A 19,610-nucleotide genomic window follows, 5' to 3' on the forward strand; every position below is an offset into this window, starting at 1 on the left:
TCCGAACCCGGAAGTTAAGCTTCTCAGCGCCGATGGTACTGCACTCGGGAGGGTGTGGGAGAGTAGGTCACCGCCGGACAATTTTTGTTGAGGGATTTGGGGCTTCACCTTCGGGTGGGGCCCCTTTCTCGTATGTCCGGAGAATGGCCGTCAGTCCGCGGCCAGGAGCGGCTCGATGCGGTACGGGATCTGGGTCGAAAGGGCGATCGTGGTGTCGGTGCGCTGGATGGCGGGTGACGTGAGTACATGGGCGATGATCTCCTGAAGGTGCTCCGTGCTTCTCGCCACCACCCGGCAGAGCAAGTCGTGCTGGCCGCTCGTGCCGTGAACCTCCAAGATCTGCGGGACGCGGTCCAACGCCTGCACGGCCTCCGCCAGCCGGCCCTGCGCGATCTGCAGCCACACGAACGCCATGATCGGGTAGCCGGCCCGGGCCGGTGACACCGTCGGGCCGAAGTCCTCGATCACCCCTCGCGCCGTCAGCTTCTCCACGCGAGCCTGAACCGTGCCCCGCGCGACGCCGAGCAGCCGGGCCAGTTCGGTGAGGCCGATGCGAGGATGTGCCCGCATGGTCACGAGCAACCGCGCGTCCAGCTCGTCCACTCGCAGCTCCAGAGGACTGGTCGATTCGACCAACGAATGCCGCTAGGGCCGTACGAGACCAAGCGTATCGCTCAGGTGAAATGGTCGCTCTTGTCAGCAGACGGGCGAATTGCTGTCATCTAGGGCATGTTCGAGGAAGCACAGTACTTCGCGCCCGTCGCGGCGCAGGACGACGGCTCGGTGGTGGTGGAGCTGGCCGCGTCTCATCCGGGGTTCGCGGATCCGGTCTACCGGGCGAGGCGTAACGCCATCGCCGGGCTGGCGGTGCACCACCGGCGGGGGGAGCCGATTCCGGCGGCCGAGTACACCGAGTTGGAGCACGAGATCTGGACCCTGGTCATCAGGGAGCTGGCCGTGAAGCACGCCAAGTACGCCACGGCCGAGTATCTGGAGGGCGCGGAGCGGCTCGGGCTTCCGGAGACCCGCATCCCGCAGTTGGAGGAGGTCAGTGGGCTGCTGGAGCCGCTTACCGGGTTCCGCTACCTGCCGGCGGCGGGACTGGTGCCGTTGCGGGACTTCTACGGGGTGCTGGCTGACGGCTACTTCCACTCCACGCAATACATCCGCCACCATTCCGTGCCGTTCTACACCCCTGAGCCGGACGTCATCCACGAAGTGATCGGGCACGCCAACGCGTTGGCACACGACCGGTACGCCGCGCTCTACCGCCTGGCCGGAGCTGCCGCGCGGAGGGTGGATTCGGAGGAGGCGCTGGAGTTCGTGTCGAAGATCTTCTGGTTCACGCTGGAGTTCGGCGTGATGCTGGAGGGGCCCGAGCTCAAGGCGTACGGGGCGGGGATCCTGTCCTCGTACGGGGAGATCGAGGAGTTTCGCGGCATGAGCATCAGGCCGCTGGACATCCGGGCGATGGGGACGACCGACTACGACATCACCAGATATCAGGATGTGTTGTTCCGGGCTGAATCGCTCCAGCATCTGGAGGACGTCGTCGGCGGGTTCTGGGAGAACTGCGACGACGACTCCATCGCGAAACTGCTCACCGACGCCTAGCGGGGTCTGCCGCTTTGTCGTGATAATTCAGCAATGGCTGCGGGGAAGGCAGTATGGGGGCTCGCGGTGCTCGCCCTTCTCCTGCCGCTGATGACGATCTGTCCGTCGCCCCGGCTGGCAGGCGCCGCCGGGGTGACGGACACGTCCGGTGGGCTTCGCGAGGGCTTTGGTGCGGCACCCCGCCCGGTGGTGGGCCTGGGACGCTTCGGGGAGCCGGTGGCCGGTACGTGGGTGCCCGGAAGCCCGGGGAGGGACGCACGGGCGCCGGGCGAGCCGGTGTCCGTCGGGGAGGGCCCAGCCCTGCTGGTCCCCGTCGGGGAGGGCTCAGCCCGGCCGGTGGCGGACGTGCCGGGCTGGATACTGCCCGGCGCCCGACATGGCTCGAAGCCGAGGGGTACGGCTGACCGGCAGATCGTCGCGCGGTGGCTGGGTGAGCCGGGGCGGCGCGATGTGGGTCCGGCGCGGTTGATGCCGTCCGTCGGCAGCCCGCAGTGGTGGTTCGGTGCGGGTCCGGTGCGGTTGAGGCTGCCCGCAGGGGAGCCGGTTTCGAGGGAACGGCTCGCTGGTGCGCCGGCGGCGCGAGAGCGACATGACGCCGAGCCGGTGCCGGTGAAGAAGATCGAGCGGCGGCTGGCCGGCTTCCTGGCAGGGCGGCCGGGCCCGGTCACCGCCATGGTCAAGGACCTCACGACCGGCCGCCTCTACCGGTACCACCGCGGCGAGCGCCTCATCACCGCCAGCACCGCCAAGGTACAGATCCTCATGGCGCTCCTGCTCGACACGCCCTGGCGCGAGCTCCCCGACGCCGTCCGGCGCGACGCCGAAGTGATGATCCGCTACAGCGACAACCGCGCCGCCGACCGGCTCTGGGTGCGCATCGGCGGTGCTTCCGGGTTCACGAAGGCGGGCAGGCGGTACGGATTGCGCCACACCCGAGGCGTGCCCGGTGACTGCATGGACCTCTACTGCTGGGGCATCACCCCGACCTCTGCGGAGGATCAGGTGCGGCTGATGGCGGCGCTCGTGTCGGAGGGCAGCCCACTGCCGGCCGCCGACCGGGGCAGGGTGCTCGGGCTGATGGGCAGGGTGGTGCGCGGGCAGAACTGGGGCGTCAGCGCCGCCGCCTGCGAAGGAGACCGGGTGGCGCTGAAGAACGGCTGGCTGAGACGGGTGTCCACCAAACGCTGGGCCGTCGTCAGCGCCGGGCTGGTCCGAGGGGGCGGCCACGACTACGCGGTGGCCGTGCTGGCCGAGGGCAGTGCCGAGGTGGGGCAGGGCATCGCGACCGTCGAGGGCGTCACCACGCGGATCATGAAGTCGTTCCGGGCGTGCACCAGGGTTCGTTGAGGGCACTCGCGTGGGTCTGGCGAGGGCACCCGTGCGCGCCCCCCATCATGGGGACATGACGTATCGCGTGTGTCTGGTCTGCATGGGGAACATCTGCCGCTCGCCGATGGCGGAGGTGGTGCTGCGGCAGGTGCTGGAGCGCCACGGGATGGGCCGCGACGTGATCGTGGAGAGCGCGGGCACCGGCGGCTGGCACGCGGGCGCGCCGATGGACGAGCGGGCCCTGGGCACGCTGGCCGGTCGTGGCTACGACGGGTCGGCCCATCGGGCCAGGCAGTTCACCGAGGACTGGTTCGACCGCTACGATCTGGTGCTCGCCATGGACCGCGACAACCTGGCGTTCCTGCGTGGTATGGCGCCCGAAGGGGTCGAGGTGCGGCTGTTCAGGTCCTTCGACGCCGCGGCGCACGACGGGGCCGAGGTGCCCGATCCCTACTACGGCGGACAGGACGGCTTCGACGAGGTGCTGGAACTCGTCGAGGCCGCCTCAGCGGGCGTGGCCAAGCACATCGCCGATGAGATCCGCTGAGGACCTCGGTTCGTCGCACGGCCGGCGGTTGCTGCGGGCGGTGCTGGACGACGGGCGCGAGGTGTTCGTCAAGGAGGGCGGGGCCTCGGCGGTGGTCAGGTCGGAGGCGGCCGGGTTGCGCTGGCTGGGCGAGGCGATCACGGTCCCCGAGGTGATCGAGGCGGCCGACGACCGGCTGGTGCTGGCGTGGGTGCGGGTCGAGCAGCCCACCCCGGCCGCCGCCGAGCGCTTCGGCCGTGACCTGGCGCGGCTGCACCGGGCCGGGGCGGCCGGGTTCGGCGCTCCGTGGCCGGGGTTCATCGCCGACCTGCCGATGGACAATACGCCCGCGGACGACTGGCCGGCGTTCTACGCCACCCGCCGGGTGCTGCCCTTCGCCCGGGCGGCCCGGCTGCCCGCCGAGGACGTACGGCTGATCGAGCGGGTGGTCGAGTGCCTGCCCGAGGTGGCTGGGCCGGCGGAGCCGCCGGCGCGCATCCACGGTGACCTGTGGAGCGGCAACGTGCTGTGGTCGGGCGGCACCGGCGTGCTCGTCGACCCGGCGGCGCACGGTGGCCACCGGGAGACGGATCTCGCCATGCTGGCGTTGTTCGGCGTGCCGTACCAGGACCGGATCCTGGCGGCGTACCAGGAGGAGAGCCCGCTCGCGGACGGCTGGCGGGAGCGGGTGCCGCTGCACCAGGTGCACCCGCTGCTCGTGCACGTCGTCCTGTTCGGCGGGTCGTATCGCGACAGCCTGATGCGGGCCGTCAGTCGGGTGCTGTCTTCGGCGCGTTGAGCCGCTTGAGCACCTCGTCGTGCAGGGTGCCGTTGGTGCAGACCATGCTGCCGCCCTCCAGGCGGGGCAGGCCCGCGAGGTCGGTCCAGACGCCGCCGGCCTCCTCGACGATCACGGTGAGCGCCGCCATGTCCCATGGTGACAGCTCTGGCTCGGCCGACAGGTCCACCGAGCCCTCGGCGACCATCATGTGCGACCAGAAGTCGCCGTAGGCGCGGGTACGCCAGCAGGAACGGCTGAGGGACAGGAAGTTGTCGAGCCTGCCGCTCTCCTCCCAGCCGGTGAAGCTGGAGTAGGAGAACGACGCGTCGCTCAGCTTGGTGACCGACGACACCCGCATGCGGGTGCCCTCGGCCGGGCTGCTGCCGGTCCACGCGCCGCTCCCGGCGGCCGCCCACCACCGCCGGCCCAGCGCCGGGGCCGACACCACGCCGACGACGGCCTTGCCGTATTCCATGAGCGCGATCAGCGTCGCCCATACGGGCACGCCGCGCACGTAGTTCTTGGTGCCGTCGATGGGATCGACGATCCAGGTCCTGGCGCCGTCGCCGGTGTTGCCGAACTCCTCGCCGACGATCGCGTCTCGCGGCCGGTCGCGGGCCAGCGTCTCGCGGATCGCCTCCTCGACGGCACGGTCGGCGTCGCTGACCGGCGTCAGGTCGGGCTTGGTCTCCACCTTGAGGTCGACCGCCTTGAACCGCCGCATCGTCAGGTCGTCGGCGGCGTCCGCCATGACGTGGGCGAGGCGCAGATCGTCGTTGTAACCCTGCACGGAGTAACTCTGCACGGACAGCCACGCTACCGTGCCGGACGCGCCGAGCAGCAGGGGACCGCGGGGCCTTTTCTGGTAGGTACCTTTTGGGTTACTCGCCAGTAGCATTGGGGCATGTCCATCGACGCCGGAGCCCTGCTGCTCCAGACCGTGCCCTTCGCCCGTACGCTCGGCATCGTTTTCGACCACGCCGCGGACGGCAGGGCCGTCTGCCGCCTGCCCGACCGGGCCGACCTGCACAACCACGTGGCGGGGCCGCATGCCGGGGCGCTGTTCACGCTGGCCGAGTCGGCCTCGGGGGCCGCGATGCTCTCGGCGCTCGGCGACCAGCTCTCGCGGGCCGTGCCGCTGGCCACGACGGCGGCCGTCACCTACCGCAAGCTCGCCCTGGGCGAGGTCGTCGCGGAGGGACGCGTGCTCGTCACGCGTGACGAGGTGGTCGCGGAGCTGGACGCGGGCAGGCGACCGGAGTTCGACGTGGCCGTCGAGGTCCGCAACGCCGAGGGGGTCGTGGTCTGCTCGCTGACCGTGACGTGGACCCTCCGCCCCAACCGCGGCTGACCTCAGGACGCCGGGTCGTCGGGGGAGCCCTCACGGCTGGACAGCAGGCGGCGCAGCGACTCCAGCCGGGCCCGGTCGGCGTGGCCGTCCGCGACCCAGGCGTCGAGGGCGCAGCCGTCGCCCAGGTGGGTGCAGCCCTTGGGGCAGTGCACGGTGCCCTCGACCAGGTCGGGGAAGCCGGCCAGGACCGTCTCGACCGACACGTGCGCGAGTCCGAAGCTGCGCACGCCGGGCGTGTCGATGATCCAGCCGCCCTCCGGCAGCTCCAGCGCGACCGCCGAGGTGGAGGTGTGCCGGCCCCGGCCGGTCACCGCGTTGACCTGCGACACGGCCCGGTTGGCGTCCGGGACCAGGGCGTTGACCAGGGTCGACTTGCCGACCCCCGAATGGCCCACCAGCACGCTGATGCGCCCGCGCAGGTGGTCGCGCAGCTCGTCGAGGGCGCCGCCCCTGTGCACGACGACGTGCGGCACGCCCAGCGGCTCGTAGAGGGCCACCAGCTCGGCGGGCGGCGCCAGGTCGGACTTGGTGAGGCAGAGCAGCGGGTCGATGTCGGCGTCGAACGCCGCCACCAGGATGCGGTCGATCATGCGGGGGCGCGGTGGCGGGTCGGCGAGGGCGGTGACGATGACGAGCTGGTCGGCATTGGCCACGACCGGGCGCTCGATGCCGTCGGTGTCGTCGGTGTCGTCGGCCGAACGTCGCAGCATCGACGTGCGCGGCTCCACGCGCACCACCCGGGCGAGCGAGTCGGGACGGCCCGAGACGTCGCCGACCAGCGCCACCCGGTCGCCCACCACGATGCCCTTGCGACCGAGCTCCCTGGCCTTCATCGCGACGACCAGCCGGGCTCCGTGCCGCCGCCGGGCGGCCGAGCCCTTCTCCGGCTGGACCAGCGTCGTGTAACGGCCCCGGTCGACGGCCACCACGAATCCCTCGACCGCGTCCTCGTGGGCAGGGCGGATCCGGGTCCGCGGCCGCGAGCCCTTGCCCGGCCTGACCCGTACGTCGTCCTCGTCGTACTGCCGCTTCTTCAGCGGTCTGCTCCCCTGCGTCCGCGGTGCCGCCGCACCTCTCGCCCCGGCAGGCTCATCGCGTGCCCAGCATCGCGGCCCACATGCCGGTGAACTCCGGGAGCGTCTTACCCGTCGTCGCGATGTTCTCCACCTCGACGCCCGGGACTGCCAGGCCGATCACCGCTCCGGCCGTGGCCATGCGGTGGTCGTCGTAACTGTGGAACAGGCCGCCGCGCAGCGGGCGCGGACGGACGACGAGCCCGTCGGCGGTCTCCTCGGCGTCGCCGCCGAGCCGGTTGATCTCGGTGACGAGGGCGGCGAGGCGGTCGGTCTCGTGGCCCCGCAGGTGGGCGACGCCGCGGATGCGGCTGGGCGTGGCCGCCAGGGCGGCGAGCGCGACGATCGTCGGGGTCAGCTCGCCCACCTCGCGCAGGTCGGCGTCGATGCCGTCGATGCGGCCGGTGCCGGTGACCGTCAGGTCGCCGCAGCCCGACGCGGGGTCGGAGGTGTCGAGGCGCACGGTGGCGCCCATGCCGGTGAGCAGGTCGCGCAGCGCGTCGCCCGGCTGGGTGGTCGTGTGCGGCCAGCCCGGGACGGTGACGGTGCCGCCGGTGACCATGGCGGCGGCCAGGAACGGGGCCGCGTTGGACAGGTCGGGCTCCACCGTCAGGTCGCGCGGGGCGATGGGGCCCGGCTCGACCCGCCACACGTCGGGCTCGCCGTCGTGGACCCGGACGCCCACGGCCCGGAGCATCTGCACGGTCATCTCGATGTGCGGCTGGGACGGCACGGGTGGCCCCGAGTGGCGGATCGTGACGCCCTTGTCGAAGCGCGCGGCGGCGAGCAGCAGCCCCGAGACGAACTGCGACGAGCCGGACGCGTCGATGGTGACCTCGCCGCCCGTGATGGGCCCGTGGACGGTGAACGGCAGCGCGTCGTTGTCGACCCGGGCGCCCAGCGCGCGCAGCCCGTCGAGGATGGGACCCATGGGCCGCTTGCGGGCGTGCGGGTCGCCGTCGAACGACACCGGCCCGTCGGCCAGCGCGGCGACCGGCGGGACGAAGCGCATGACCGTGCCGGCCAGGCCCGCGTCGATGCTCGCGCCGCCCCGCACCGGGCCGGGCGTCACCCGCCAGTCGACGGAGCCGGCGGTCTGGCCGGTCGGCTCCAGCCGGGCGCCCAGTGCCCGCAACGCGGCCACCATCAGGTCTGCGTCGCGGCTGCGCAGCGCCCGGCGTACGGTGCCGGGGCCGTCGGCGAGGGCGGCGAGCACCAGGGCGCGGTTGGTGACCGACTTTGAACCGGGCAGCGTGACGGACGCGGACACGGGTGCCGTGGCCGTCGGGGCGGGCCAGTGGGCGGTCGCGGGCGGGCCGGCGGGTGTGGGTCCGGATGCGGGCGTGGGCTCGGTCGCGGGCATGGTCAAAGCCTACTTGCCCCCCGGCCCGGCCGGATTCGCGCCGCTCACGGGGTGGCCGCCCGGCATTGGCGGGTGTTCGTACCTGCGAGCGAAAGCCGTACGTGGCAGTGTGGGGTCATGTGCGGTAGATACGCCTCGGCGCGAAAGAAGCACGAGTTGCTGGAGGAGTTCCAGGTCGAGCTCGACGGTGACCCCGACAGGGAGCTGGGGCCCGACTACAACATCGCGCCGACGAAGAACGTCTACGCCGTGCTCAGCCGGGTGCCCAAGGAGGCCGAGCGGGCGGTGCGGCAGCTGCGGATCGTGAAGTGGGGGCTCGTGCCCGCCTGGGCCAAGGATCCGTCGATCGGATCCCGGATGATCAACGCGAGGGTGGAGACGGTGGCGGAGAAGCCGTCGTTCCGCCGGGCGTTCGCCAAGCGCCGGTGCCTGCTGCCGGCGGACGGCTACTTCGAGTGGATGCCGGTCGAGGGCGACAAGGGCGACAAGGCGGGCAAGGGCGACAGGAAGAAGAAGCAGCCGTACTTCATCCGGCCCGAGGACGGCGGGGTGCTGGCGATGGCCGGCCTGTACGAGTTCTGGAAGGACCCCACGCGGGCCGACGACGACCCGCTCAAGTGGCTGGTGAGCTGCACGGTCATCACCACCGACGCGGAGGACGACCTCGGCCGCATCCACGACCGGATGCCCATGATGATCGAGCGTGACCGCTGGGCCGACTGGCTGGACCCCAAGCTGACCGACACCGACGACGCCTCGCGGCTGGTGGTGCCGGCCGACACCGGGCGGCTGACGGCCGTGCCCGTCTCCACGGCCGTCAACAATGTCCGCAACAACGGCCCCGACCTCATCAAACCACTCTCACCGGAAGAGGAAAGCGGACTTTTCTGAAGGTGTAAAAACAATGCCAAGTGGGCATCCGGTGAGAAAAGCGGTGGGCCTCGTTCAACAGGGGACCACCGTGTAGCGCCCCCCTCATGAGCGCCGCGCGGGACATCCGGGGAGTCTCCGCGGCGGACTGCCCCTATGTTCCCGGAGGTGCGGAGCCGTGGACGCCACGTCCGCTCGTCAGCGGTTGGAGAAGATGCTCGCCGATCTCGACCGGTCGATCGGGGTGCTCCAGGGAGATCCCGTCTCCGTGCGCGAGCGCTCCGCTGCCGATGCGGGGTCCGACCTGAGCGACGCCGACCGCGCCCAGGCCATGCTCACCGTCGCGACCGCGCACCGGCGGGCCGTGCTCGACGCGCTCAAGCGCCTGGAGGAGGGCAGCTACGGCAGGTGCGTCGACTGCGCCCGGCCGGTGCCCGACGGCCGGTTGGAGGCGCGGCCCGAGGCGGCGCGGTGCGTGCAGTGCCAGGGCAGGCGCGAACGGCGCCGCTGAGCCGCCTTCAGGGAGGCCTTGCGGGCGCTGAACCGCCGTCAGGAGGCTTGCGGGTGCTGAGCCGCCGTCAGGGAGCCTTGCGGGCGCTGGCGACCAGGTGGATGCCGACCGTGTCGTCGTCGTCCGGGTGGGCCTCCAGTTCGGTGCGCACCAGCCAGTTGAGCGCGCGGGTGCCGGAGCCCAGCACGTGGTCGACGGTGGACGGCGACAGCACCGTGCGCGGCCGTACCCACTCGACCTCCAGCCCCGCGCCCATGAGCAGCTCGCGGAGCTGGCCGCCGCTGAAGCAGCGGGTGATGCTGCCGTCGGGCCACGGCACCAGCATGACCTCGCCCGTCTGCCGCAGGTGCTGCCACTGCCCCTGCTCGGCCAGGATCGCCATGCCGAGCACCAGCGAGTCGACGCAGACCAGCGCCCGGCCGCCCGGCCGCAGCACCCGCGCCACGTCGGCCATCGCCGACTCGGCCATCAGCTCGATCGACATCGCGCGCTCCTCGGCGAGCACCGCGTCGACGCTCTCGTCGGGCAGGAACGCCAGGTCGTCGGCGCGGATCGACCGCACCCGCTCGGCGTCGCGCAGCCGTGACTGGGCCTCGGCGGCGCGCCGCCAGTCGAGCACCTCGATGACCCGGTGGCCGGCCCTGGCGGCCTGGCCGGACCACCGGCCCCTGCCGCCGGACAGGTCGAGCACCACGGAGGGTTCGCCGGGTAGCCATCGGCTCAGTTGCTCTTCGACCACGGCTCGGTAGAAGGTCCAGTACGGTCCGAGCGTCCCTGAGCCGTTCAGTTCCTCGGCCGGAATGGGCAGCACACGCGACTCCTGGGTTCCGGAAATGGCTACCAGCCGGTACGTATGGTTTTCCCCGCACCGGGTCGTTCGTCACCTTCTATCTTGCGGGAACAGACAGGGGTGCGGGCGTGTTGCGACGAGCATGCTCACATTGCTCGAACCCCTCCCCGGTGACCGGCCGGTGCTTGACGAGCGGGTATTCTCCCCTGAGTACGGTGTCCCGCCACGTTCGGCCACCGGTGATCTTAGGGGGGTGGGCCCGGTGCCCGCGACAGGCGCGGAGACTCTGGAACAGCGGAGCGAGCGGTTCGAGCGCGAAGCCATGCCCTACCTCGAGCAGCTCTACTCGGCCGCGCTCCGGATGACCCGGAATCCCGCGGACGCCGAGGACCTCCTGCAGGAGACGTTCGCCAAGGCGTTCGCCTCCTTCCACCAGTTCCAGGAGGGCACCAACCTCAAGGCGTGGCTCTACCGCATCCTGACCAACACCTTCATCAACAGCTACCGCAAGAAGCAGCGCGAGCCCAAGCAGTCCGGCACCGAGGAGATCGAGGACTGGCAGCTCGCGCGGGCGGAGTCGCACACCTCGACCGGCCTGAAGTCCGCCGAGGTCGAGGCGCTGGAGCACCTGCCCGACGGTGACATCAAGGAGGCGCTGGCGGCGCTTCCCGAAGAGTTCAGGATCGCGGTCTACCTCGCCGATGTCGAAGGTTTCCCCTACAAGGAGATCGCCGAGATCATGGGCACCCCGATCGGCACGGTGATGTCGAGGCTCCACCGCGGCCGCAGGCAGTTGCGCGCGCACCTCGAGGACTACGCCCGCGAGCGTGGTCTGGTCCCGGCGGAGGGATCGAAATGAGCTGTGGAAAGCCGCACGAGACGGACTGTCGGGAGGTGCTCGACAAGGTCTACGCCTATCTCGACGGTGAGCTCGAGGAGGGCGACTGCGTCGACATCCGGGTGCATCTCGACGAGTGCAGCCCGTGCCTGCAGGAGTACGACCTCGACAAGGTCGTCAAGCAGCTCGTGGCCAAGCACTGCGGCTGCGACCCGCTCCCGGGAGACCTGAGGTCCAAGGTTCTGGCGCGCATCGCGCAGGTGAGGTCGGAGTTGTCCGACTAGGATTTCCCCATGCGCGTGCTCGTGACCGGCGGTGCCGGTTTCATCGGGTCCAACCTCGTCGACCGCCTGCTGGCCGAGGGCCATGACGTGGTGGCGGTGGACGACCTGTCCTCCGGCGACGGTGACAACCTCGCACGGGCCGCCGCGAGCGGCAGGTTCCACCTACGCGTGCTCGACATCTGCGACCCGGCGCTGGCCGACGTGGCCGCCGAGGTGCGTCCCGAGGTGATCTGCCACCTGGCCGCGCAGATCAGCGTGCGGCGCAGCGTCGCCGATCCGCTGCGCGACGCCCGGGTCAACGTCGAGGGCACCGCGTCGGTGCTGGTGGCGGCCCATCGTGGCGGCGCGCGCAAGGTGGTCTTCGCCTCCTCCGTCGCCGTCTACGGCAGGCCGGCCACGATCCCGGTGCCCGGCGACGCGCCGGTCGACCCGCGCTCGCCGTACGCGGCGTCCAAGCTGAGCGGGGAGACCTATCTCGCCACGTTCCGGGCGCTGCACGGCATCGACTACACCACGCTGGTGCTCTCCAACGTCTACGGCCCGCGCCAGTCGCCGGAGGGCGAGGCCGGGGTGGTGGCCATCTTCACCGACGCGCTGCTCGGCGGCACGCCGACGGTCGTCCACGGCGACGGCACCCAGACCCGCGACTACGTCTACGTCGACGACGTGGTCGACGGTTTCGTCAAGGCCTGCGGCTCGCGCGGCGACGGGCGACGCTTCAACCTCGGCACCGGCATCCAGACCACCGACCGCCGGCTCCACTCGCTCATCGCCGACGCGGTCGGCGGCCCCGACAAGCCAGGCTTCGCCCAGCCCCGGCCGGGCGACCTGCCCGCCATGGCCGTCGATCCGGTGCCCGCCTTCGAGGGGCTCGGCTGGGAGCCGCGCACCGACCTCGCCACCGGGCTCAAGCACACCGTCGAATGGGCCAGGAGTCGCCGCAGGTAGTGGCTTGATTACGCTTTGCTTGCGATTGGCGACTCGGCCGGTGCGGCGACGCGCTCTTCTGTAGCGTGAGCCGCAGGATTCGATGGGGAGGCACCGGATGTCCACAGTGATGCTCGCCCGGCTTTTCGCGGCCCTGACGCTGATCGCTCCTGTCGCGCTGCTGCTGACCGGTGACGGAGGCCTCTTCCCGCCCGGGGTGTCCTGGACCTGACCGACCCATGAGGGGCCGCAATGCGTGATCTGTCGTGGCCGGCGAGGGTCTACCTGCTGGCCGTCATCGGCGCCGCGGCGCTGATGCTCTGGCACGGCCTGTCCTCCCGCGCGGATCTGCTGGCGCCGGAGCGGATCGGCACGCTGCTCGTGCTCATCCTGCTGTTCCTCGTGTGCGAGTCGATGCCGACGCTGCTCAACGTGGAGCAGTTCGCGGTGTCGGTCAGTTTCTCGGCCGCGCTGGCCGCAGTGGTGCTGATCGGGCCCGAGGGCACGGCGCTGGTGGGCTTCACGGCCGTGCTGAGCGTGCGGCCTGGGCTGCCGCTGGTCAAGCGGTTGTTCAACGGCGCGCAGTTCGCCATCTGCGGCACCGTGGCCGGCTGGGTCTACCTGCACCTCGGCGGCAGGACCGGCGTGCCGGCGGCCAACGCGTTCGACGAGCTGATCGGCCCCTACGCCGCCGCCACCGCCGTCTTCGTGCCGCTGAACATCGTGCTCACCCTCACCATGATCCGCCTGGCGACCGGGTCGGGCACCACGGCGATGCCGATGCGCGGCATGGTGCAGTTCCTGCTGTCCTACCTGGGCTACGGCACGTTCGGGCTGCTGGTGGCCGGGCTGTGGGCGACCGTGCAGTCGATCTCGGCGGTGCTCGTGCTGCTGCCGTTGTTCGTCGCGCGCTGGGCGTTCGGCCAGTACCACGCGCAGCAGCGCTCGTACGACGCCACGATCGCGGCCCTGTGCCAGGCGGTCGAGACGAAGGACTACTACACCCGGGGCCACTGTACCCGCGTCTCCAGGGCCGCCACGATGATCGCCGAGGAGATCGGCATGGGCCGGGAGCGGCTGCGGGCCATCGGCTACGCCGGCATGCTGCACGACGTGGGCAAGCTCGGCGTGCCGACCAAGGTGCTGCAGAAGGAGGGGCCGCTCACCGAGGAGGAGTTCGCCGCCATCCAGCTCCACCCGATGCGCGGGCTGGAGATCGTGCGCGGCATCGACTTCCTCGACGAGGCCTACGCCGGCATCATGCACCACCACGAGCGGCACGACGGCAAGGGCTACCCGATGGGGCTGGCCGGCGACGAGATCCCGGAGTTCGCCCGGATCATCGCGGTGGCCGACGCGTTCGACTCGATGACCTCCGACCGGTCCTACCGGGGGGCGCGGCCGGTGGAGGTGGCGGTGCGAGAGCTGCACAAGGGCGCCGGCACGCAGTTCGACCCGGTCATGGTGACGGCGTTCGTCAAGGCGCTCGAACGCCGGCCGTGGCAGCCGCCCCGGCGCGTCGAGCCGCCGCCGCCCGAGGCCGACGAGACCCCGATCAAGGATCACGACGACCCCACGATGCCGATCGAAGTGGTGAGCGGGCCGTGACCCGCGCCTGGCAGGGCCTCGACTCGGGGCAGTTGCTGCTCATCTGCGGCGCCGGGCTGGTCGCGGTGGCCGGGGTGGCGCACACCGCAGCCACCGGCCTGGACCATCCGGAGATCGCCATCGGGTTCGGCGCGCTGATCGCGATCGGCGAGCTGGCCCGGCTGACCATGCCGGGCAACCGGGAGGTCGCGCCCATCGGCGCCGCCGCCGCGCTCGGCTACACGTTGCTGCTCGACCTCAGCAACCACCAACTGCACCATTCGGCGCTGCAGGTGGTGGCGGTGATCGCGGTCGGCATGATCGCGGGGGCGCTGCCGCACCTGGCGGTCGGCCGGCCGCCGCGGCTCGACGCGATGGCGCGGCGGCTGCTCACCGGGGCGCTGCTCGCCTTCGCCTTCCGCCCGCTTGCCGATTCGCTGTTCCGGCTCACCCAGGAGCCCACCCGCACCTGGTGGCCCGCCCTCGGCGTGATGGTGGTGCTGACCACACTCGCGTTACTCATCGACGTGCTGGTGGCGGCGATGCTCCGGGCCGAGCAGGTGCGCACCGCGTTCCAGGTGGCGGTGCGCGACGAGCTCAACATGGCCTTCCCGCTGGGGGCCGCGGTGGCCGCCTCCGGCGTGCTGCTCGCCCTGGCCACGCACAGCATGGACCTGGTGGCGCTGCTCGTCTTCGCCGCGCCGCTGCTGGTCACCCAGGTGGCCTTCCGCAAGTACGCGGGCATCCGGGCCACCTACCTGCAGACCGTCCGGGCCCTGTCACGGGTCACCGAGGTCGGCGGCTATGTCGAGCCCGGCCACTCGCGGCGGGTCAGCCGCCTGGCCGTGGCGGTCGGCCGGGAGCTGGGCATGGCCGAACCCGAGCTGCTGGAGCTGGAGTACGCGGCCCTCATGCACGACATCGGCCAGCTCTCGCTGCGCGACCCCATCCCGGGCGGGGCGACGGTGCTGACCGACCCGCAGCAGGCCCGCCGTATCGCCGAGCTGGGCGCCGAGGTGATCAAGCAGACCGGGGTGCTCGACCGGGTGGCCGACGTGGTGCGGCACCAGTGCGACGTGATCGGCGACGACCCGCCGCTGTCGAGCCGCATCATCAAGGTGGCCAACGCCTACGACGATCTGGTGGGCGGTTCGACCGACCGTGACCGGGCCGGGGCCGCGCTCGAACGGCTGCGCCTGGCCGCCGGCACCGCCTACGACCCGGCGGTCATCGAGGCGGCGGCACGAGTGGTCGACCGGCTGCACGCCGTCAACCGGCTGTAGGAGAGGCTGCCGTCGCCGCGCGGAGATGCCGGTCGAGCCCTGGATGACCGTGAGCGTGCCTGGGGGACGCGCGGGGTCCGCGCACGTGGCATGGTTGGATCTTCTGCAAGAGGGGAGTCGCGGTGGCTGAGGTACGCGCCGAGATGGTGTCGAACGTGTGGAAGGTCGTCGTCGAGGAGGGTGACACCGTCTCGGAGGGCGACATGCTGGTCATCCTCGAGTCGATGAAGATGGAGATCCCGGTCCTGGCCGAGGACGACGGAGTGGTGGCTCAGCTCAAGGTGAGCGAGGGCGACGTGATCCAGGAGGGTGACCTCATCGCGGTCATCGAGTAGCGCGCGCGACGAATGCGGCCCGGTCGACCACCATCCGCTCGATCGTGCCCCGGCCGACCACCCGGTGCCGGTCGCGGGCCACGAACGTGAAGACGAGCCTTCTGCCGTCGACCTCGGTCAGCTCGGTGGTCACCTCGACGTGGGTGCCGACCGGGCTGGGGGCGAGGTGCTCCAGCTCGACCCGGGTGCCGACCGACGTCTCGCCCGGGCCTAGACGGGCGCGCGTGGCCTCGACGCCGGCCTGCTCGGCGAGCGCGAGCAGCCGTGGCGTGGCGAGCACCGGCACGTCGCCGCTGCCGATCTTCTCGGCCGTGTCGGAGTGCTCCACCATGATGAGCAACTGGGACCGGAGACCTGGAGCGAGCGTCATGACGTCAGCCTACTGCGATCATCGTGGCGGGCCGGTGGGCGAGGGCGGGCCCGCCACGTGCGTGGCCGCGCGTGAGCTGGAGCCGCCGCGCTACTGTTCCGCGTGCCGTCGCCGGCTCGTCGGCCATGTGACGCCGACGGGCTGGTCGGCGCGTTGCGGGGAACACGGGATGCTGATCTCGTAAAACCCGGACAACTACCGGCTTTTGGCCTCAGGATAGGGTTTGTACGGCTTATGGCATTGATGTGGCGAGTGAGGCGAGTGAGCCGTACACTCTCAAGATTCTGTGACCTCGGTGTGACCTCACCGCGACACGCGTCCGCTTTGTTGGAGAGCCCTGGGGTGGGCGAGGTAACCGAGGTAGGGGGGTAACGGGGGAGTCATGGTGGCCCAAGGGACGACGCTGGCGGGGCGATATCGCCTGGACACCCGCATCGGCGCCGGTGGCATGGGCGAGGTGTGGCGAGGTGAGGACATCGTCCTGGCCCGCACCGTCGCCGTCAAGGTGCTGCTCCCGGGCCGGATGGACGACCCGGGGTTCGTCGCGCGCTTCCAGGCCGAGGCCAGGGCGATGGCGACGATCAACCACGCCGGGGTGGTCGACGTCTACGACTACGGCGTGAGCGGCGACACCGTCTATCTGGTGATGAAGTTCGTCGACGGCGAGCCGCTCGACCGGCTGCTGGGCCGGTTGGGCAGGATCCCGCCGAAGGCGGCGATGGAGCTCATCGCGCAGGCCGCCGCGGCGTTGCAGGCGGTGCACGAGCAGGGGATCGTGCACCGTGACGTGAAGCCGGGCAACCTGATGGTGCAGCGTGACGGCACGCTGGTGCTGACGGACTTCGGCATCGCCCGGTCCGACCTCGCCAACCGGCTCACCGACGCCGGCATGGTGCTGGGCACCGCCGCCTACTGCGCGCCGGAGCAGGCCGAGGGCGCTCCGGTGACGCCGGCGGTCGACATCTACGCGCTGGGCGTGGTGGCCTACGAGTGCCTGGTGGGGCAGCGGCCGTTCGACGGCGACAGCGCGGTCACCATCGCGCTCAAGCACATCCGCGAGGCCCCGCCGCCCCTGCCCGCCGACATCCCGCCCCCGGTGGCGGCGCTGGTGGAGCAGGCGCTGTCCAAGGATCCGGCGCGGCGCTTCCCGAGCGCCAAGGCGATGAGCGAGACGGCCCGCAGGCTCGCCGCGGGCGAGCTACCGCCCGCCATGCCGCCGTCCACGGGCGCCACGATGGCGGCGCCGCAGCAGCAGCCGTACCCGCAGGGGCAGCAGCCGGGCCTCCACCAGCAGGGCGGCCCCTACCAGACGGGCGCCCAGCAGTCGTACCAGACGGGCGCTCAGCAGTCGTACCCCCACCAGACCGGCGCCCAGCAGCACCCGCACCACACGGGCGCCCAGCAGCACCCGCACCAGACAGGCGCTCACCTGGCCGCCTCCCAGGACACCCTCGTCGCCGGGCAGCGGCAGGGCCGGGCAGCGGGCAAGGCGCGCCGCAGGGGCGGCCTGGTCGCCGGGATCGCCGCCGCGGTGGTGCTGGGCGCGGGCGCCGGCGCGGTGGCCGTGTCCGGCATGGACGTGCTGCCGGGGCCGCAACCCACCGTCAGCACGAGCAACCTGGCCCTGGAGCCCACACCCGACAAGACGACCAAGCCGCCCAGGCCCAGACCCTCGAAGACTCCCACGGCCACGCGTGAGCAGACCAGGCCGACGGAGCGGTCGCAGCCGCCGACCCACGAACCCACCAGCAAGCCGACGCCGGGCAAGACGTCGACGCCGACGCCGACCACCAGCAAGTCGCCGTCCCCGACGCCGTCGGTCACCAAGCAGCCGACGAAGGCCGTGCCGCACACGCTCGACATGCTCTTCCCGGAGGCCAAGAAGGTCATCGAGCAGGCCGGCTTCACGGTCAGGACCGACGACCAGACCCGCGGCGCCTACCCGGCGCCGTGCCTGCGCGTCGGCGAGTCGATCCCGGGCGGCGGCGCGATGCTGGAGCTGAAGAAGCCGGTCAAGCTGGTGCTCATCGAAGCCGCGACGTGCCCGTTGCTCTCGCCGACGCCCGCGCCGACCTATACGGCGAGCAAGCAGTAGGGGGAGCTCACACGCCTGTCGTGGTGCGGGGGTAGGCGATCTGGGGGTCGGTCGCGATGTTCACCATGTACGGCACGCCCGCGTCGAACGCCCGGCGCAGCGCCGGCCCGATCTCCGACGGCTTGGTGACCAGCTCGCCCCCGCCTCCGAGGGCGGTCACCACCTGGTCGTAGCGGCAGTTCGGCTGCAGCTCGGCGGCCACGTCGTAGCCGTACAGCATCTGCATGGGGTGCTTCTCCAGCCCCCACATGCCGTTGTTGCCGCAGATCATCACCACCGGCAGGTTGTGCCGCACGAGCGTGTCGACGTCCATCAGCGAGAAGCCCGCCGCGCCGTCGCCCAGCAGCAGCACCACCTGGGAGGAGGGCCTGGCCAGCCGCGCCGCGATCGAGTAGCCGAGACCGGTGCCGAGGCAGCCGTAGGGGCCCGGGTCGAGCCAGTTGCCCGGCCGCTTGGGCTCGACGTACTTGCCGGCGTAGGAGACGAAGTCGCCGCCGTCGCCGATGACCACGGCGTCGTCGTCGAGCACCCGGGCGAGTTCGCCGTAGATGCGCATCGGGTGGATGGGGTCGCTGTCGGCGGCCAGCAGGTCGGCGTCGCCCGCGGCGGCCGCGGCGGCCGCCTCCGCCAGCCGGGCCAGCCAGGCGGCGTGACGGTCGGGCTTGACGCCGGCCTCGCCGCACGCCGTGCCGAGGCTCCAGAGGACCACGGACAGGTCTCCCGCGGCGGACGCGGCCGGCTGCATGTGCGTGGCGAGCTGCGACGGCGCGTCGGCGATGTGCACCACCCTGGCCAGCGGGGCGCCGTCCTTGCCGCCGAACCAGCCGTAGCCGAGCCGGAAGTCGAGCGGCGTGCCGATCACGACGACCAGGTCGGCCTGGCCGAAGGCGAGGCCGCGCGCCCGGGTGACGAGCAGCTCGTGACCGGCGGGCAGGATGCCGCGGCCCTGGCCGTTGGGGATGACCGGTAGCCGCCAGGTCTCGGCGAAGTCGCGGGCGGCCTCCTCGGCGCGGTCCATCCACACGTCCGACCCGAGGACCAGCACCGGACGCTCCGCCTCGGCGATCAGCCGGGCGATCGAGGCGAGCGCGTCAGGGTCGGGCTCCAGCGGAGAGGGCGTCTGCGTCTCGACGTCGTGGACCGGCGAGGGGGAGAACAGGTGGTCCATGGCGACGTCGAGGAACACCGGGCCGCGGTGCGGCGCCAGGGCGGTGCGGAAGGCCATCTCGACGTCCTGGCCCACCGACTCGGCGTCGCTCGCGGTGAAGGCCAGCTTGGTGATCGGCTGGAGCAGCGGCGGATGGTCCATCTCCTGCAGCGCGCCGCTGCCCCAGCGCGACTGCGGCGCCCGGCCGCCGAGGACCACCACCGGAGAGCCGTTGAAATGGGCCGTGGCGACGCCGCTGACGCCGTTGGTGATGCCGGGGCCCGCCGTGAGCACCGCCAGGCCCGGTCTTCTCGTCAGCCGCGCGGTCGCCTCGGCGGCGAACACCGCGCTCTGCTCGTGGCGTACGTCGAGGATGCGCATGCCCTCGTGCACGGCCCCGTCGTAGAGCGGGAAGACGTGGCCTCCCGACAGGGTGAACATGGTCTCGACGCCATAGGCCTTGGACACGGCGACGGCGGCGTCACCGGCGTGCTTCGCAGACTCCATGCCGGGAACTTACCAACGAGTCACAGGAG

The 19,610-nt window shown here is 71.6% G+C and carries 21 protein-coding genes and 1 rRNA gene; 15 read left to right on the forward strand and 7 right to left on the reverse strand.

Features of this window, described 5'->3' with window-relative positions:
* Positions 1-79 (forward strand): 5S ribosomal RNA (gene rrf / locus ACGF0J_RS37705); the annotation flags it as partial.
* Positions 80-150: 71 nt separating this feature from the next.
* Here rrf and ACGF0J_RS37710 read toward each other — a convergent pair.
* Positions 151-603, reverse strand: a complete 453-nt coding sequence (locus tag ACGF0J_RS37710; RefSeq protein WP_393154053.1) for an Lrp/AsnC family transcriptional regulator — start codon at positions 601-603, stop codon at positions 151-153.
* A gap of 126 nt (positions 604-729) precedes the next feature.
* On the opposite strand from ACGF0J_RS37710, the gene ACGF0J_RS37715 reads away from it, so the two are divergent.
* The 4 genes from ACGF0J_RS37715 to ACGF0J_RS37730 all read left to right on the forward strand — a co-directional run bounded on the left by ACGF0J_RS37715 (position 730) and on the right by ACGF0J_RS37730 (position 4,268).
* Positions 730-1,614, forward strand: a complete 885-nt coding sequence (locus ACGF0J_RS37715) for a phenylalanine 4-monooxygenase (RefSeq protein ID WP_393154055.1) — start codon at positions 730-732, stop codon at positions 1,612-1,614.
* Positions 1,615-2,223: 609 nt separating this feature from the next.
* Positions 2,224-2,961, forward strand: coding sequence for a serine hydrolase (locus tag ACGF0J_RS37720; protein ID WP_393154057.1), 738 nt, complete (start codon positions 2,224-2,226; stop codon positions 2,959-2,961).
* Between the two features lie 55 nt (positions 2,962-3,016).
* Entirely contained in the window at positions 3,017-3,490 is a 474-nt protein-coding gene (locus ACGF0J_RS37725) for a low molecular weight protein-tyrosine-phosphatase (protein ID WP_393154059.1), read from the forward strand.
* A complete protein-coding gene (locus ACGF0J_RS37730; RefSeq protein WP_393154061.1) occupies positions 3,477-4,268 on the forward strand; it encodes a fructosamine kinase family protein in 792 nt (263 codons plus the stop codon). The genes ACGF0J_RS37725 and ACGF0J_RS37730 overlap by 14 nt, the downstream gene beginning before the upstream one ends.
* Here the strand turns inward: ACGF0J_RS37730 and hisN are convergent.
* Complete coding sequence (gene hisN / locus ACGF0J_RS37735) at positions 4,240-5,040, reverse strand: histidinol-phosphatase (protein WP_393154110.1); 801 nt, start codon at positions 5,038-5,040, stop codon at positions 4,240-4,242. The genes ACGF0J_RS37730 and hisN overlap by 29 nt on opposite strands.
* 114 nt (positions 5,041-5,154) lie before the next feature.
* Between hisN and ACGF0J_RS37740 the strand changes: the two genes are divergently transcribed.
* The gene (locus tag ACGF0J_RS37740) at positions 5,155-5,601 is read left to right on the forward strand and encodes a DUF4442 domain-containing protein (protein WP_393154063.1); all 447 of its coding nucleotides are present in this window, start codon (positions 5,155-5,157) and stop codon (positions 5,599-5,601) included.
* Between the two features lie 2 nt (positions 5,602-5,603).
* Here the strand turns inward: ACGF0J_RS37740 and rsgA are convergent, their stop codons facing one another.
* Together rsgA and aroA are read right to left on the reverse strand one after the other, a co-directional pair.
* Positions 5,604-6,638 (reverse strand): ribosome small subunit-dependent GTPase A, encoded by a 1,035-nt coding sequence (gene rsgA / locus ACGF0J_RS37745; protein ID WP_393154112.1) that lies wholly within the window; start codon positions 6,636-6,638, stop codon positions 5,604-5,606.
* A gap of 52 nt (positions 6,639-6,690) precedes the next feature.
* On the reverse strand, positions 6,691-8,037 hold the full coding sequence (gene aroA / locus ACGF0J_RS37750; RefSeq protein WP_393154065.1) for a 3-phosphoshikimate 1-carboxyvinyltransferase: 1,347 nt from the start codon (positions 8,035-8,037) through the stop codon (positions 6,691-6,693).
* 117 nt (positions 8,038-8,154) lie between these two features.
* On the opposite strand from aroA, the gene ACGF0J_RS37755 reads away from it, so the two are divergent.
* Entirely contained in the window at positions 8,155-8,928 is a 774-nt protein-coding gene (locus ACGF0J_RS37755) for an SOS response-associated peptidase (protein ID WP_393154067.1), read from the forward strand.
* A 157-nt stretch (positions 8,929-9,085) separates the two neighbouring features.
* Complete coding sequence (locus ACGF0J_RS37760; protein ID WP_393154069.1) at positions 9,086-9,418, forward strand: TraR/DksA family transcriptional regulator; 333 nt, start codon at positions 9,086-9,088, stop codon at positions 9,416-9,418.
* Between the two features lie 67 nt (positions 9,419-9,485).
* On the opposite strand, the gene ACGF0J_RS37765 is transcribed toward ACGF0J_RS37760, so the two are convergent.
* Entirely contained in the window at positions 9,486-10,229 is a 744-nt protein-coding gene (locus tag ACGF0J_RS37765; protein ID WP_393154071.1) for a class I SAM-dependent methyltransferase, read from the reverse strand.
* Between the two features lie 121 nt (positions 10,230-10,350).
* Between ACGF0J_RS37765 and ACGF0J_RS37770 the strand changes: the two genes are divergently transcribed.
* The 6 genes from ACGF0J_RS37770 to ACGF0J_RS37795 all read left to right on the forward strand — a co-directional run bounded on the left by ACGF0J_RS37770 (position 10,351) and on the right by ACGF0J_RS37795 (position 15,462).
* The gene (locus ACGF0J_RS37770; protein ID WP_393154073.1) at positions 10,351-11,067 is read left to right on the forward strand and encodes a sigma-70 family RNA polymerase sigma factor; all 717 of its coding nucleotides are present in this window, start codon (positions 10,351-10,353) and stop codon (positions 11,065-11,067) included.
* A gap of 35 nt (positions 11,068-11,102) precedes the next feature.
* Entirely contained in the window at positions 11,103-11,330 is a 228-nt protein-coding gene (gene rsrA / locus ACGF0J_RS37775; protein ID WP_393154075.1) for a mycothiol system anti-sigma-R factor, read from the forward strand.
* Between the two features lie 9 nt (positions 11,331-11,339).
* The gene (locus ACGF0J_RS37780) at positions 11,340-12,278 is read left to right on the forward strand and encodes an NAD-dependent epimerase/dehydratase family protein (RefSeq protein ID WP_393154077.1); all 939 of its coding nucleotides are present in this window, start codon (positions 11,340-11,342) and stop codon (positions 12,276-12,278) included.
* A gap of 231 nt (positions 12,279-12,509) precedes the next feature.
* Complete coding sequence (locus tag ACGF0J_RS37785; protein ID WP_393154079.1) at positions 12,510-13,865, forward strand: HD-GYP domain-containing protein; 1,356 nt, start codon at positions 12,510-12,512, stop codon at positions 13,863-13,865.
* Positions 13,862-15,127: an HD-GYP domain-containing protein gene (locus ACGF0J_RS37790; protein WP_393154081.1), complete on the forward strand. Its 1,266-nt coding sequence runs from the start codon at positions 13,862-13,864 to the stop codon at positions 15,125-15,127. Before ACGF0J_RS37785 ends, ACGF0J_RS37790 begins: the two co-directional genes overlap by 4 nt.
* 122 nt (positions 15,128-15,249) lie before the next feature.
* Positions 15,250-15,462 (forward strand): biotin/lipoyl-binding carrier protein, encoded by a 213-nt coding sequence (locus tag ACGF0J_RS37795; protein ID WP_393154083.1) that lies wholly within the window; start codon positions 15,250-15,252, stop codon positions 15,460-15,462.
* Here ACGF0J_RS37795 and ACGF0J_RS37800 read toward each other — a convergent pair.
* Positions 15,452-15,832: a thioesterase family protein gene (locus tag ACGF0J_RS37800; protein WP_393154085.1), complete on the reverse strand. Its 381-nt coding sequence runs from the start codon at positions 15,830-15,832 to the stop codon at positions 15,452-15,454. The genes ACGF0J_RS37795 and ACGF0J_RS37800 overlap by 11 nt on opposite strands.
* 382 nt (positions 15,833-16,214) lie before the next feature.
* On the opposite strand from ACGF0J_RS37800, the gene ACGF0J_RS37805 reads away from it, so the two are divergent.
* A complete protein-coding gene (locus tag ACGF0J_RS37805) occupies positions 16,215-17,927 on the forward strand; it encodes a serine/threonine-protein kinase (protein WP_393154087.1) in 1,713 nt (570 codons plus the stop codon).
* 7 nt (positions 17,928-17,934) lie between these two features.
* Here ACGF0J_RS37805 and ACGF0J_RS37810 read toward each other — a convergent pair whose 3' ends face one another.
* Entirely contained in the window at positions 17,935-19,581 is a 1,647-nt protein-coding gene (locus tag ACGF0J_RS37810; RefSeq protein ID WP_393154089.1) for an acetolactate synthase, read from the reverse strand.
* Between the last annotated feature and the right edge of the window lie 29 nt (positions 19,582-19,610).

Origin of the sequence: Nonomuraea sp. NPDC047897 (assembly GCF_043204415.1) — a bacterium.
In the GTDB taxonomy this organism is placed as follows: Bacteria; Actinomycetota; Actinomycetes; order Streptosporangiales; family Streptosporangiaceae; genus Nonomuraea.